The 14,902-nt window shown below is 33.4% G+C and carries 12 protein-coding genes; 3 read left to right on the plus strand and 9 right to left on the minus strand.

Annotation, left to right across the window (positions count from 1 at the left end; all coding sequences use genetic code 11):
- Positions 1-8: 8 nt before the first annotated feature.
- On the minus strand, positions 9-377 hold the full coding sequence (locus A8975_RS05970; protein ID WP_129760171.1) for a DUF2200 domain-containing protein: 369 nt from the start codon (positions 375-377) through the stop codon (positions 9-11).
- Positions 378-446: 69 nt separating this feature from the next.
- Positions 447-986: a hypothetical protein gene (locus A8975_RS05975; RefSeq protein WP_134199059.1), complete on the minus strand. Its 540-nt coding sequence runs from the start codon at positions 984-986 to the stop codon at positions 447-449.
- Positions 987-1,271: 285 nt separating this feature from the next.
- Here A8975_RS05975 and A8975_RS05980 point away from each other — a divergent pair, with 285 nt between their 5' ends.
- The gene (locus tag A8975_RS05980; protein ID WP_129760174.1) at positions 1,272-2,387 is read left to right on the plus strand and encodes a hypothetical protein; all 1,116 of its coding nucleotides are present in this window, start codon (positions 1,272-1,274) and stop codon (positions 2,385-2,387) included.
- 108 nt (positions 2,388-2,495) lie between these two features.
- Here A8975_RS05980 and A8975_RS05985 read toward each other — a convergent pair whose 3' ends face one another.
- The 4 genes from A8975_RS05985 to A8975_RS06000 are packed head-to-tail and all read right to left on the minus strand — an operon-like array spanning position 2,496 to position 7,967.
- Positions 2,496-3,953, minus strand: a complete 1,458-nt coding sequence (locus A8975_RS05985; RefSeq protein WP_134199061.1) for an oligosaccharide flippase family protein — start codon at positions 3,951-3,953, stop codon at positions 2,496-2,498.
- Positions 3,954-5,231, minus strand: a complete 1,278-nt coding sequence (locus A8975_RS05990; protein WP_134199063.1) for a glycosyltransferase — start codon at positions 5,229-5,231, stop codon at positions 3,954-3,956.
- On the minus strand, positions 5,224-7,656 hold the full coding sequence (locus A8975_RS05995; RefSeq protein WP_134199065.1) for a YfhO family protein: 2,433 nt from the start codon (positions 7,654-7,656) through the stop codon (positions 5,224-5,226). The genes A8975_RS05990 and A8975_RS05995 overlap by 8 nt, the downstream gene beginning before the upstream one ends.
- 29 nt (positions 7,657-7,685) lie before the next feature.
- Positions 7,686-7,967 (minus strand): DUF4834 family protein, encoded by a 282-nt coding sequence (locus A8975_RS06000; protein WP_129760178.1) that lies wholly within the window; start codon positions 7,965-7,967, stop codon positions 7,686-7,688.
- A gap of 193 nt (positions 7,968-8,160) precedes the next feature.
- Between A8975_RS06000 and A8975_RS06005 the strand changes: the two genes are divergently transcribed.
- Entirely contained in the window at positions 8,161-9,135 is a 975-nt protein-coding gene (locus tag A8975_RS06005; RefSeq protein ID WP_131506854.1) for a transporter, read from the plus strand.
- A 12-nt stretch (positions 9,136-9,147) separates the two neighbouring features.
- Positions 9,148-10,266 carry a GNAT family N-acetyltransferase gene (locus tag A8975_RS06010; protein WP_134199067.1) on the plus strand — a complete coding sequence of 373 codons (1,119 nt, stop codon included), beginning with the start codon at positions 9,148-9,150 and terminating at the stop codon, positions 10,264-10,266.
- 58 nt (positions 10,267-10,324) lie between these two features.
- Here the strand turns inward: A8975_RS06010 and A8975_RS06015 are convergent, their stop codons facing one another.
- The 3 genes from A8975_RS06015 to A8975_RS06025 all read right to left on the minus strand — a co-directional run bounded on the left by A8975_RS06015 (position 10,325) and on the right by A8975_RS06025 (position 14,902).
- A complete protein-coding gene (locus A8975_RS06015; RefSeq protein WP_129760181.1) occupies positions 10,325-11,584 on the minus strand; it encodes an aminotransferase class I/II-fold pyridoxal phosphate-dependent enzyme in 1,260 nt (419 codons plus the stop codon).
- 145 nt (positions 11,585-11,729) lie between these two features.
- Complete coding sequence (locus A8975_RS06020) at positions 11,730-12,767, minus strand: PLP-dependent cysteine synthase family protein (RefSeq protein WP_131506858.1); 1,038 nt, start codon at positions 12,765-12,767, stop codon at positions 11,730-11,732.
- Positions 12,768-12,838: 71 nt separating this feature from the next.
- The gene (locus tag A8975_RS06025) at positions 12,839-14,902 is read right to left on the minus strand and encodes a S9 family peptidase (RefSeq protein WP_134199069.1); all 2,064 of its coding nucleotides are present in this window, start codon (positions 14,900-14,902) and stop codon (positions 12,839-12,841) included.

The raw sequence follows: 14,902 nt of genomic DNA on the forward strand, positions 1-14,902 counted from the left end.
TAAAAAGCTTATCCTTCTCTAAGTATCTTTTCCATTTTTCTACCTTTTGCTAACTCATCAACCAACTTATCTAAATATCTAGTCTGTTGGGTTAACGTGGTAGTAATATCTTCTATCCTGTAACCACATATTACACCCTTAATTAAGTGTGCATTTGGGTGAATGGTTGCTTGCTCAAAAAACGTTTTAAAAGTTACCTTATCGTCTATAAGTTGTTGCAGCTTATTGTCGTCAAAGCCTGTTAACCATTCAATAACTTGGTGTAACTCGGCTTTGGTACGATTCTTTTTCTCAACTTTAGTAACATAATGCGGATATACCGATGCAAAAGTCATTTTTGCAATACGTTCATCATGTTCTGGTGTGGTAATACTCATAGTACTGAATGTGTTAATTTTGGTATGGAAAGATAGTAAATTGCACTTACATTAACTTAAAGATATGAATCATGGTTGATTATCATATATTGAGTTCAAAGGTTGTAAATATTTTGTAAATCCTAAATCCTTTACAAACTGATAAATTTGTTTTCTAGTAGTTGAACTAAAACCATTAGCTGGATAAGAATAATCATCTGATATTTTTATATACTTTAATGTTGATGAAGGTATTTCAGTCCTTGACACTAAGTAATTACAACTAAGGCAAACATCAATTGTCTCAACAGGTTTTCCTTTTAAAAAATAAACAACTGCAAAATGAGGATCAAAACAAAAGGCTGTTGTACTACCATAAGCTGTTTTACTGGTTATAATAGTCTCAAAATCTTTCACTTGTTCGGAGCTTAAAACGGATTCTTTGTTTATTCTCTCTTTAGCATTTTTAAGACAATAATCTATCAAAGTTTCTCCATCGCCTTTAAATTCATAAGCAACAACTGTATCATAAACTAAATCAGTAAAAGGATTGGTTTGTGATACTGCTAATGTTTGCACTATAAATAAAAGATAAAATAAACAGTATTTAGATAGTCTTCTATATTTCATGCTTATAAAACTTAATCAAATATCAACTTTTGATATACTTGTTACAATTGAAAGATAGTAAATTGTAGTTATATTTTCCTTAAAAACCACTCACAAATGGCTTCTCTATACCTAGGTCATAGCTACTCCATAGCTAGTCCATGGATAGTCCATGTAAAACGCGGTTTTTCCTACAAAAAATCCAAATAAACACAAACCACTCAAAATCAACACATTAAATATTGTTTCTGTTTTTTGGCACGCTGTTTGTTTACTAATAATTGTATAATTAAAACCCTTACAATTATGAAACGAATTATTTATTTTTTTACAGCAATACTCTTAGGAAGCGTATCTGTAAACGCAACAACCACCAGCACAAATTCAGTAAATACTTTTAACACTTATGCTAATGGTTATGGCAACTCTTTCATATTTGTAGAGAATGGTATTGAATTTTCGGTATTTCCTGATGGTCAGTTCGACTTTTACATCCCTAATTATGGCCCAAACGTAAATGTTGGCTTTAGTACTCCTAATGTATCCATAAGCTTTAACACTGGTTATGATTACAACCCTTATGTACAATATGACGATTTTGGTGCTATTGTTCAAATAGAAAACACACCTATTTATTATGACTTCTACGGAAGAATTACAAGAGCAGGAAATGTAAACATTCACTATAACAGTTTTGGACGTGTTGCTCGTGTAGGTGGTTTATACATTCACTATCGTAACAGAGTATTTTCTCACTACACAGGGTTTATAAACGTTTATAATAGATACTATGTGTACCGTCCATGGCACAGATATTATGCTGTACCTTCAGTAAACTTCTGTATTGTAAACACTAGACCTTATAGACAGTATTACACTCCTATTAGACATCACTATTACAGACCATACAGAAACAATTACCGTCAGCCTGTTAACATAAACAGTCGTCGTAATACTGTAGCTAACAACGGAAGACGTTCAAACGCACAACAAACACGTATAAGTGATAGATATAGGCAAGATGCTACACCTAGAAGAAGTACTTCTGTAGATAGAAGCAACACCACAAGACGTAATAATAGTGCTGTAACAGCTCCTACTAGAACAAGAACTACCACTCCTAGAGTATCAAGTTCTACTAATAGAACAAACACATCGTCTAGAGCTACAGTTAATACTAATAGGCCTAAAAATAGTTCGGTTACTACCAAAAGAAATGTGACCAAAACAAGAACTACTGTGTCTAATAAAGTGAATACTAAAAAAAATTCAACGGTAAGAAAACCAAATACGTCTCAAATACGTAAATATAATACAAGACAAAACAAAAGTACTCAGCGTGTAACTCAAAATAATAGAACAAAGTCGTCAAATGCGACTAAATCTAGAAGTTCACAAAACAGTACAAGATCTAGAAGATAATATAACGATACATAATTTTTTGGTTGGTTAGTTGGAAAGTCCTGCAAGTCGTATGCCTCAAAGCACCTTGTGGGATTTTCCCGTTTTAGGCTAGTAACACAGCAAAAACTATTTAATTGGTAAGTACTTTTTTAATATTCCTGTAATGTCTTTAGAGACATTCATCTTATACACTGCAAAGACATACACGCAACCTATCACCAAAGATTTAAGTGCTATGTTGACTATAGGATGAAAAGGAAATTCCCAAAAATAAAACACAGCAACACTTACTAAAATCAATACTCCTACTTTTAAAGAGTCTTTTGTAAAAGGAAGCATTTTGAACTTTCGGTTTACAAAGTAAATTTTAGCTGTATTGTAAATAAAAATAGCTATAAAAGTTGCAACTGCTGCTCCATCAATTCCTAATAACGGAATAAATACCATATTTAAAATAACTATCAATACCGTAAGTAACACTCCAAAAAGTAGTACCACTCTATAATAATCACTATTGAATAAAATAGCATTATTGTTTCCTAAAAGCGTGTCGTAGAGTTTTGCTAAGCTTATTAAAAACACAACGGTTAGCCCATAACTAAATTCTTCAGGGATAATTAAATACAACTGATTAATATTAAGCACAATCAGTAAAAATATCAATCCACTAATAATAAAAAGGCTAAGTGACGAGCGTTGATACAAATCCTTTAAAGCAACCTTATTTTTTTCATTTAAATAATTAGCAGTAATAGGCATTAATATTTGATGCATAGACCGTTGCGGAACCGAAATTACCGATGCGATATAAATTGCAACACTATAGTAAGCGACTTCCTCTATATCAATATATTGTCCAAGCATAAACTTATCTATATCTAAAATAAGTGTCGCTACCGAACCAGCAAGTATAATAAGCGATGAGTATTTAATAATAGCCCTAAAGCTCTCTATTCTATTAAACTTAAGTACTGGCCAACGAATAATAAATGCGTAGAGTTTCATTATAACCATACGCAATACATATACTATAATAATTGCATTGATAAACTCTTGTACATTAAGATATCCCAAATACACACAAAACAGCAGTACCATTATACCAATTCTATGAAACACCTCTTTCATAAAGTTGCCAAAAACAGTCTGCATTTGGGTTTTTGCCCAAGCAAAAAACACTTCAAAATAACCCATAGAAATAGCAGCAATAATAATATGCCACACATAGTCTTTTACTATACCATTTCTTTGTGATAACAAATCACTTATAACATCATAACCAAAATAGCCAATCAATGCTACAGGAACTACTACAAACATAGGTAGTATAAGCATTAAGGTTAAAAAGCTGTTAAGTGAATTTTTGGTTTTAAATGTAGAATAGAACTTTATAAGTGTATTATGAACTCCAAAAGCCATTAAAGGCATCATAATATTTGCTGTAGATAGCACAAAGGCAATTAAACCATAGTACTCATCTGTAATAAAATTAGTGTACAGAAACAATGTATTAATTGCTCCTATACCAAACCCTAAATAGGTACTAATAGTGTTTTTAAAGGATTGTTTAACTACAATTCCCATTTATACAAGTTGCGCTAGAGTTTTTGTTAGTTCCCTTCTACTGTACTTTTGCAATCCTATAGGTTGCGTTTGCAGCGAATTGGTTTTATAGGCATTAAAATACAATAAAATTTGAGATTTTATCTGCTGCTTTTCATTGTAATAAAAATAATGTCCTGTATTTGTAGTTTTAATGATGTCTTCAACATCAGACTCTTGTGGTCCTATAGCTAGTATTGGCGTATTGGAAACCATATATTCAAACAGCTTTCCAGGAATAATAGCTTTACTTACTTGTGAGTCTATTTCAATTAACAACAACACTTGCGATTGCATTTGAAACTGCATCGCTTCCTCATGGTTAACATAGCCTACAACATTTACATAATCATCTAGTTGGTAATGTGATAATGTATGTAACACATCATCACTCACTACTCCTATCAAGTTCAACTGAAACGCAGTTTTAAAAGCTTCGTTTTCAGCTATCAACTCACGTAATGCGTCCCATAATTGAGTTGGGTTACGTTCAGAAAGTAATGAGCCAATATGAGCTATTGTAAAACGTTGGTCTTTCTCTGGTCGTTCAATAGCATACGTGTCGTAACCATTGGTAATAACAGTTATGGGTTGTTGGGTTTTAAGCGCAAACTCTTGTTTTGTAACTGTGCTAGTAACTATAATTTGGTCGGCAGATTGCAAAACATTCTGCTCTAACAATTCGTGTTTTTGTCTAGAGCTTTTGGTGAGCTTTAAATCTTTGTGATAGCCTATAGTTGTCCAAGGGTCTCTAAAATCGGCTATCCATTTTACATTCAATTGCGCTTTTAACTGCAAACCTATAAGGTGTAAACTATGTGGTGGTCCAGTAGTGATAATCGTTTCAATACCTTCGTTTTTTATATATTCTGAAAGATAAGCAACCGAAGGTTTTACCCAACCTTTTCGCGCATCAGGAATAAAGAAATTTCCTCTTACATACAATAATAAACGCTCAATAAGAGATTGCTTTTTTTTCTTCGGAATAATGCCTGAAGTTATCGATTTAGAACTCTTTTTCGAAAGTAAATTAGCAAACTTATAAGGTTCGTTTATAGGTTGTTTTAAAACAGTTACAGTATTAGACACTTCATCTTCCAACTGCAAGTCTGTAATTGGATAACTAGGATTCTCAGGACAATAAACAACAGGATCTACACCAAATTCTGGTAAGTATTTTACAAATTTCAACCAACGTTGTACACCTGGTCCTCCTGCAGGTGGCCAATAGTATGCTATTATAAGTGCTTTTTTACGCACTAGCTTGGTCTTTTTTAAACGAATACAATAGGCCTCCTAGAAGCAATAATGCTAGTATAATTGAACTAGACAACGCAATAGTACTTCCTGTTTTTACTACTTGAGGCTCAAATTTAAATTCAATAGTATGGTTTCCTTTAGGGATTTCAAGTCCTCTCAACACATAATTAACACGCTGAATAGGTGTTTCGGTTCCATCAATTGTTGCTACCCAACCATGGCCATAATACACTTCAGAAAACACAGCAAAACCATCGTTACTGTTGTTAGATTCGTACTTTAAATAGTTTGGTTGATGTGCTACTAATTTAATTGTAGATAAAGAGTCTACAGTATAGGTTCTTGACTCCAATGGCATTGATGTAATCGCTTTTGCTTTAGTATTTAAACTGTCTAAAGCAACTATTTCTTCATTAGCAGAACTAACCTGTTGTAATGACGAAACAAACCAAGCATTTCCATTGGCTTCTTCATTGTTATAAGGAAATACATTACCCTTATCGTCTTCTCCAATAAAATATTTGGTATTCAACATATTAATGACCTCCATATTGTTTTTTGAAATATGAAAATCATACAGTTCATCAAATCGTCCAAGTTTTGCAGCATGATAACCACTTAACGAGTTATGAAAATAAGCTGCTTTTCCTGGATTTCTAGAGCCTTCATTAGACAAATCTAAAACTCTAAAATGTGTCTTGTCCTTTAATATCTCTTTATCAGCAGCATTAGCTTTATAAGGTTTTTCAACTTGAATTGCAGACACAAAATTATCGTTATTAACGTAGCGTCTGTCTACACCAACTAAATCAAATAAAATTAAAGCAGCAAATACAATAATAACTTTTCCTTCTGATAACTTTTGTTTTAAAAATCCAAAAATTGTTGTTGCTGCAAGTACTACTAAAAGCAAAGTTCTTAACGTATCTTGTGTAAAGAAGGTTTGTCTGTCTGCTCTTAGTGCGTCAACAAAACTTTGTCCATACTCGCCATAAGCTTGTCTGTAGTACCCATCGTTTACACCTACAAAATCAAACGACGATTTTATAAGCAAAAGTAAAATTGCAAGTCCTCCTGTAATTATCGCGGAATATTTTAATGCTTTTAGCTTTTCGTCTTTGTTATCAAAATCATTGAATAAACGTACCAAACCAAAAATAGCCAATACAGGTATGCAGAGTTCTAAAATTACCTGAATAGAACTTACTGCTCTAAACTTGTTGTACATAGGTACAAAGTCTATAAAGAAATCGGTTAAAAACCCTAAATGCTTTCCGTAAGACAGCAATAACGATAGTACAGTACCACCAACTAGCCACCATTTGAGTCTGCCTTTAACCAAAAACAAAGCAAATACAAACAAGAAAATAACTACTGCTCCAACATACGCTGGTGCTTCAACAATGGTTTGTGCTCCCCAATAAGTAGGTGTAGTTTTAACTTCGCGAGTGGCTTCAACAGGCGACGCTCCAATATTTCTATAAAATTTAAACGTTTCAGAGTCGACACCAACATCTTCATGACTTCCACCACCAAAAAGCCTTGGAATAAACAAGTTAAGACTTTCCGCTATACCATAGCTATATTCTGTAATATAATCTTTATCCAATCCAGTCGTCACTGCTTTAGGAGAGCCATCAGGATTTATAGTAAGTTCACTTTTTCCTCGTGTACTTTCATTAACATACTCTTTGGTCGCCATAATATTGCTGGCGTTTAACCCAACAGCTAATAGTACTGCAACAACTAGCATCCCAACCGATTTGAAAAAATGTGGCAATACCTTTTTTCGGTAGGCGTCAATTAAATAAGCTATTCCTAAAACCACAACTAACAGCATCAAATAATAAGTCATTTGAAAATGGTTAGTACATATCTCTAAAGCCATAGCCACTGTAGTTAGTAAAAAACCACCTATGTAATGTTTTCTGAACGTGAGTAGAATACCACTAAGCACCAAAGGCATATAGGCAATAGCATGCGCTTTACTATTATGTCCTACACCTAATATAATAATGAGATAGGTAGAAAAACCAAAGGCCAATGCACCAAGTGCAGCGAGTTTAAAATCTACTTTTAGCACAAGTAACAGCACATAAAACCCTAGGAAATAAAGAAATAAATAATCGGCTGGTCGTGGTAAAAAACGTAGTGAAAGGTCTAGTTTTTTAATATAATTATGAGGGTATTTTGCACCCAACTGATACGTGGGCATACCTCCAAACGCACTATTAGTCCAGTAGGTTTCCTCACCAGTGGCTGCTCTAAAGTCATTTTGCTGTTGAGACATTCCAATGTAGTGCTTAATATCACTTTGAAAAATCTTTTTGCCTTTTAAAACTGGGTTAAAATATGCTAATGAAACAATAACAAACCCTACTAAAATTAAAAGATGAGGAAGAATTCTTTTGATTGAAAACTGCATGAATATGTTTTAAAGAATGATTGTGAAAATTAATCAATTTCTTCGTAATCCACGTACTCTCCAACAGTTTTATTTGAAGACTTCTGACGCTCAGGCATTTTATCAATTACAGTCTCGCCTTCTCTTTGTTGTGTTTGTTGGTTATTTTGGTATTGTTGAAATTGACCTCCAAAACGTTCTTGCATCTTTTTAGACATATAGCGCATAAGGTATGGAGCAAAAATTCGCATAAGTAGCTTTATACCATAATACACTAATAGTATGATTAAAATGGTTCTTAAAAAACCAATAAAAGAAGCCGTTTGTACCATTAAAAAGATATTTTTTTCAAAAATACAATTATCATACTTTAAAATAAGTTATAAATACTTAAAAAAAGTATAAAATCTCTATATTTGAATTTAACAAATCACCTATGAAATGCCTACAAAGCTAATTTTTACATCAGAATATAAAATGAAAGAGGCATTCCGTTTGACAATTAAAAAACTAAAACACAAACAGATGAAATCTATTAAACAGTATATGTTATTGGTGTGTTTTGCAGTGTCTTTCAATACATTTTCGCAATATACCGAAGTTATAAATTCCAATAGACCTGGAGTTTCTAGAAGTGCTTTTTCTGTGGGAACCAATGTAGCTCAATTAGAGGTTGGCCCTTACATTGTTAAAGAAAAACACACGCCTTTAATGTATGAAGTGTCTGGTTTTGGAGTAGATTTTGCTGCGCGTTACGGACTACTATTTGAAGAATTGGAAATCAACCTTGAAGGTACTTACCAAAACGATACGTTTACCGATAATCGCTCAACATTCTCAACTGAAGATAAACGCTCAAATTTTAAAAACTTTACTCTTGGCGCTAAATATTTAGTTTACGATCCTTATAAAAATGCAGAAGAAGACAAACCAAACATTTATAGTTACCATGCCAATAGAGCTTTTAAGTGGAAATCCTTAATTCCTGCTGTTGCTGTATATTTAGGTGCAAATTACGATTCTAAAAATAACCCTTACACTGCTCCAGATGTTGAAGGTTTTAGTCCTAAAGTAATGGTTGCAACACAAAACAACTTTGCTGGTGGTTGGGTACTTGTTATGAATTTAATTAAAGACAGAATTGGTAGTGACTTTTCTGATTTTCAATATATCCTCACACTAACGCATTCTTTCAATCCAAAATGGGTGATTTTTGGAGAAGCCCATGGTATTAAGAGTGACTTTTATGCCGATAATTTATTTAGATTTGGAGGTGCTTACCTCTTAAGCAAAGATTTACAGTTGGACACAGCTTTAACCTTGAACACTAAAGATACACCTTCGGTATTCAGCGTTAATTTTGGAGCATCTTACAGGTTTGATTTCCATAAGGATAAAATTGACAATGGTAATTCTGCTGATGAAGAAGCTAAACGAAAATCAAGAGGAAAAAAAAGCAGAAGAGCTGAAACCGATTTTAATGACGATAATGGCAACTAAGCCAACTATTTTATGATTACAATTAAAGAAATTAGCTCTAAAAATGAGCTTAAGGAATTTGTAAAGTTTCCGTTTAAAATTTATAAAGACTCCAAGTATTGGGTTCCTCCTATTATAAAACAAGAGTTAGAAACCTTTAACAAAGATGTTAACCCAATATTTAAAGATGCTGAAGCTCGTTTCTTTTTAGCATATAAGAATAATGAAATTGTAGGTAGAGTCGCTGCAATTATCAATTGGCTTGAAGTAAAAAAGCAAGACCAAAAGAAAATGCGATTTGGATGGTTTGATTTTATTGATGATTTAGAAGTTTCTAAAGCGCTTCTTGAAAAAGTAGAAGAAATTGGTAAAGAAAATAACCTTGAGTATTGCGAAGGTCCTGTTGGTTTCTCTAACTTAGACAAAGTAGGTGTGCTTACCGAAGGTTTTGACCAACTTAGCACTATGATTACATGGTACAACCATCCATACTACATCAACCATTACAAATCTCATGGGTATACTGAGGAAAAAGAATACATCGAGAACTTTTTCCCTTTTAAAAATGTAAAACCTGAGTTCTTTGCAAAAGTGCAAGACCTTATAAAAAGAAGATATCAGTTACGTTCATTGGCTTTTACCAAAACAGAAGAGGTAATGCCTTATGCTGATAAAATGTTTGACTTATTCAATAAGAGTTATTCGTCGCTATCATCGTTTGTTGAGATTACCGATATTCAAAAGGCTTACTTTAAAAAGAAGTTTATAAGCTTTGTAAACCCTGAATACATCAAGTTTGTTGTTGATAAAAACGATGAATTAATTGCGTTTTCAATAGTAATGCCATCATTTGCTAGAGCTTTACAGGAAGCAAAAGGAAAACTATTTCCGTTTGGGTTTCTTAAGTTATTAAAAGCTAAAAAAGAAAGTAAGGATGTGGTATTCTACTTAATTGGTGTTTTACCAGAATATCAAAACAAAGGAGTTACAGCAATTATATTTGATGAATACTATAAGGTGTTTAAGGAAAAAGGCATTCAAAACTGTATTAGAACACCTGAATTAGCAGATAATAAAGCTATTCATCAAATATGGAAACATTTTAATCCTAAAACCAACAAAAGGCGTTTTACACTTAGAAAAGATCTTTAATAAAAAAAGCCGATAAAAAATCATCGGCTTTTTTGTTGTTGATATATTTAACTATCGTTTACTCTCCCATTGCAGCAGCAACTGCAGCAGATAAACGTTTGTAAGTTCCGTTTTCTAATCTACTTCTAATACCATCAAACGCATCTAAAGTTTCATTAACATCTTCTAGCGTGTGTGTCGCAGTAGGTATTAAACGTAATAATATTAACCCTTTAGGGATTACTGGATACACTACTATTGAACAAAAAATACCATAGTTTTCGCGTAAGTCTTTTACTAAAGCCATAGCTTCAGGAATACTCCCTTTTAAATATACTGGTGTTACACAACTTTGTGTTGTACCAATATCAAAACCACGTTCTTTTAAACCTTTTTGTAATGCGTTTACATTCTCCCAAAGTTTTGCTTTAAGCTCTGGCATTGTCTTTAACATCTCTAAACGTTTTAACGCACCAACAACCAATTGCATTTGCAATGATTTAGCAAACATTTGAGAACGTAAATTGTATTTTAAATAATCAATAATTTCTTGATCTGCAGCAATAAATGCACCTGTACTTGCTAAAGATTTAGCAAAAGTTGCAAAATACACATCTATTCCGTCTTGTACACCTTGCTCTTCACCTGCTCCAGCTCCTGTTTTTCCTAAGGTTCCAAAACCGTGAGCATCATCAACTAAAAATCTGAAATTGTATTTTTCTTTAAGTGCTACGATTTCTTTTAAACGACCTTGCTCACCACGCATTCCAAACACACCTTCTGAAATTACTAAAATTCCACCTCCTGTTTGTTCTGCCATTTTGGTAGCACGCTCAAGGTTTTTTTCTAAACTTTCAACATCGTTGTGCTTGTAAGTAAAACGTTTACCCATGTGTAAACGTACTCCATCTATAATACAAGCGTGTGCATCAACATCGTAAACGATAATATCATCTTTAGATACCAAAGCATCAATAGTAGATACCATTCCTTGATAACCAAAGTTTAAAAGGTAAGCTGCTTCTTTACTTACAAATGAAGCCAACTCATTTTGAAGTTTTTCGTGTAAATCTGTGTGACCAGACATCATACGAGCTCCCATTGGGTAAGCAGATCCATAAGCTGCACCAGCTTCAGCATCGGTTTTTCGTACTTCAGGATGGTTAGCTAAACCAAGATAATCATTAATACTCCAGGTAATTACATCTTTTCCCTGGAACTTCATTCTGTTGGATATTTGACCTTCAAGTTTAGGAAACACAAAATATCCTTCTGCTTGAGACGCCCATTTTCCTAAAGGACCTTTATCCTTGTATATCTTTTCAAATAAATCTTTCATTTAAGCTAAATTAGTCTAGTTTGAGAGGCAAAATTAATTAATTATATCATGACAACATAATTAATTTATGAAACTTGTGTTCATAACCTAATAAGACACAAAAAACCTATCATATTATTAGGGTAAAATAGGATAGGTAATGTATTTACTTTATGTACTGAATTGTTTCGGAAGTGACATTTTTACTGTCAAAGAAACCTTGACTTTCCATCCACTTGTCACTATACACTTTACTCATGTATCTTGAACCATGGTCAGGGAAAATCACAACAATTTTGTCTCCTTTTTTAAATTCTCCTTCTTCACTAAGTTGTTTTATGGCTTGCATTGCTGCTCCACTTGTATAACCAACAAATAAACCTTCGGTTCTAGAAATTTCTCTTGCAGTGTGTGCACTGTCTTCGTCGGTTACTTTTACAAACTTGTCAATAAGGTCAAAATCTGTTGCTGTAGGAATTAAGTTTTTTCCTAAGCCTTCAATTCTGTATGGGTAGATTTCGTTTTCGTCAAACTCTCTGGTTTCGTGGTATTTTTTTAATACCGAACCATAAGCGTCTACTCCTATTATTTTAACGTTTGGATTTTGCTCTTTCAAAAACTTAGAAGTTCCTGAAATTGTTCCTCCTGTTCCACTACAAGCAATTAAATGTGTAATTTTTCCTTCTGTTTGTTTCCAAATTTCAGGACCTGTAGTGTTATAATGTGCATCAATATTTAATTGATTAAAATACTGATTGATATAGATTGAACCTTTTCGTTCTTCATGTAAGCGTTTTGCAACTTGATAATACGACCTTGGGTCATCAGCACTTACATGAGCAGGACACACATACACTGTTGCTCCCATGGCTTTAAGCATATCTATTTTATCAGCTGACGACTTTGAGCTCACAGCCAAAATACACTCGTATCCTTTAATGATACTTACCATAGCAATACTAAATCCTGTATTACCAGATGTGGTTTCAATAATTGTATCTCCTGGAGTTAAAATTCCTTGTCTTTCAGCTTCTTCTATAATATGAAGTGCTATTCTATCTTTTGAAGAGTGTCCTGGATTAAAGGCTTCTACCTTAGCGTAGAAATCACCATCAAAACTTGCAGTTAGCTTATTTAATTTGATTAGAGGTGTTTTTCCTATAAGATCCAACACGTTATCAAACACTTGTAAGTTGTCTTTCATAAATGCTATTTATCAGTCACAAATTAAAAAAAGTAACCTAAAACCTCGCAAAAATAAGAGTTTTTTTTTAATTAACTAGTAATATTCTCTAAGTCTAATAAAAAGGCATACTCTTCGGCATCTTCTTTTAAGGCTTCAAAACGTCCTGAAGCGCCACCATGACCTGCATTCATGTTGGTTTTTAAAAACAATTTATTAGTGTCAGTTTTTAGAAATCTCATTTTTGCAACCCATTTTGCTGGCTCCCAATATTGTACTTGAGAGTCATGAAGTCCTGTAGTTACTAAAATATGTGGATAGTCTTGCGCTTTTACATTATCGTATGGCGAATAGGATTTCATGTAGTTATAATACTCTAAGGTATTTGGGTTTCCCCATTCGTCATATTCTCCTGTTGTTAGCGGAATACTATCATCTAACATTGTGGTTACCACGTCTACAAAAGGTACAGCAGCAATAACACCATGATATAACTGTGGTGCCATATTAATTACAGCTCCTATTAAAAGACCTCCTGCACTTCCGCCTAAAGCGTAAAGATGTTTAGGAGAGGTATAATTGTTTTCGATTAAAAACTTTGAACACGCAATAAAATCGGTAAAGGTGTTTTTCTTTTGAAGTAGTTTACCTTGCTCATACCAATTTCTACCCAAATACTCTCCTCCTCTTACATGAGCAATTACATAAATAAAGCCTCTATCTAACAAGCTTAAACGTATGCTAGAAAAATAAGGATCTATAGTTGAACCGTAAGAGCCATAAGCATATTGCAACACTGGACTGTTGCCATCCTTTTTAACACCTTTTTTATATACTACAGACATTGGTATTTTGGTACCATCATCAGCAGTTGCCCATAAGCGCTCTGATTGATAATTGTTTTTATCAAATGTACCTCCTAAAACCTGCTGCTCCTTTTTTATGGTTTTGGTTTTAGTTACCATATTAAAATCAATAGTTGACGCAGGATTGGTTAGCGAATTGTAACTATACCTCAACACTTCAGTATCAAAATCGACATTAGTGCCTGTGTAGGCTGTATAGGTTTCACTATCAAAAGGTAAGTAGTAATCATCGGTTTCGTCCCAACGTGTAATTCGTATTTGGTTTAAACCATTACTACGCTCACTAATAACTAAAAAGTCTTTGAAAATATCAATATCCTCAAGTAACACATCTTCTCGATGCGGAATAACCTCAACCCAATTTGAAACTTCTGTTTTGGTTTCATCGGTTTTCATTAGCTTAAAGTTAGTAGCCTCATCTTTATTGGTGACCATATAAAAATGGCCTTCAAAATGCGAAATACTGTACTCCAAACCTCTTATACGTTCTTGAAACACCTTAAAATCAGCATTAGGTGTGTTGGCATCTAAAATATGATACTCATTAGTTAAGGTGCTGTAACAAGCAATAATGATATATTTTCTAGATTTTGACTTGTAAACTGCTACTCCAAATGTGTCGTCGGTTTCGTGAAAAACCAATTTATCTTCACTTTCATTAGTCCCTAATTTGTGTTTAAACACTTTATCAGACCTCAGCGTTTCTTCATCTTTTTTAGTGTAAAATAAAGTCGCGTTATCGTTAGCCCAAGACGCTGAACCTGTAGTGTTTTCTATAGTATCAGTAATTGGTTCATTATCAACTAAATTTTTAAAATTAATAGTATACTGACGCCTTCCTACTGTATCTAAACCATACGCAACTTTGGTATTATCAGGGCTTATGCTTATACCTGCTAATTTAAAATAGTCGTGTCCTTTTGCCATTTCGTTACAATCAAACATCAACTCATCAGGAGCATCTAAAGTATCTTTTCTTCTTATATAAATTGGATAATCTTTTCCTGTTTCATACTTCACAATATACCAATACCCATTGTACTTATAAGGAACCGACTCATCATCTTCCTTAATTCTTGCTTTCATTTCTTTGAACAAGTTGTCTTCAAAAGCTTTGGTATGCGCTGTCATTTCTTCAAAGTAGGCGTTTTCAGCGTTTAAATAATCTAAAACATCTTGGTCTTCTCTTTGGTTGAGCCAAAAATAATCGTCAATTCTGGTATCGTTGTGGATGCTTAAAGTTTTAGGAACTCTTTTAGCTACAGGAGGTACAACCCTTTCTTTTATCAT

Origin of the sequence: Meridianimaribacter flavus, assembly GCF_004366715.1 — a bacterium.
Lineage (GTDB): Bacteria > Bacteroidota > Bacteroidia > Flavobacteriales > Flavobacteriaceae > Gaetbulibacter_B > Gaetbulibacter_B jejuensis.

What these genes read in the sequence shown, in the direction of transcription:
- A8975_RS06020 (WP_131506858.1), bottom strand. Translation starts at nt 12,767, where the DNA reads ATGAAAGACAACTTACAAGTGTTTGATAACGTGTTGGATCTTATAGGA.
- A8975_RS05980 (WP_129760174.1), top strand. Translation starts at nt 1,272, where the DNA reads ATGAAACGAATTATTTATTTTTTTACAGCAATACTCTTAGGAAGCGTA.
- A8975_RS05995 (WP_134199065.1), bottom strand. Translation starts at nt 7,656, where the DNA reads ATGCAGTTTTCAATCAAAAGAATTCTTCCTCATCTTTTAATTTTAGTA.
- A8975_RS05970 (WP_129760171.1), bottom strand. Translation starts at nt 377, where the DNA reads ATGAGTATTACCACACCAGAACATGATGAACGTATTGCAAAAATGACT.
- A8975_RS05985 (WP_134199061.1), bottom strand. Translation starts at nt 3,953, where the DNA reads ATGGGAATTGTAGTTAAACAATCCTTTAAAAACACTATTAGTACCTAT.
- A8975_RS06005 (WP_131506854.1), top strand. Translation starts at nt 8,161, where the DNA reads ATGAAATCTATTAAACAGTATATGTTATTGGTGTGTTTTGCAGTGTCT.
- A8975_RS06015 (WP_129760181.1), bottom strand. Translation starts at nt 11,584, where the DNA reads ATGAAAGATTTATTTGAAAAGATATACAAGGATAAAGGTCCTTTAGGA.
- A8975_RS06010 (WP_134199067.1), top strand. Translation starts at nt 9,148, where the DNA reads ATGATTACAATTAAAGAAATTAGCTCTAAAAATGAGCTTAAGGAATTT.
- A8975_RS06025 (WP_134199069.1), bottom strand. Translation starts at nt 14,902, where the DNA reads ATGATAAAAGAAAGGGTTGTACCTCCTGTAGCTAAAAGAGTTCCTAAA.
- A8975_RS06000 (WP_129760178.1), bottom strand. Translation starts at nt 7,967, where the DNA reads ATGGTACAAACGGCTTCTTTTATTGGTTTTTTAAGAACCATTTTAATC.
- A8975_RS05975 (WP_134199059.1), bottom strand. Translation starts at nt 986, where the DNA reads ATGAAATATAGAAGACTATCTAAATACTGTTTATTTTATCTTTTATTT.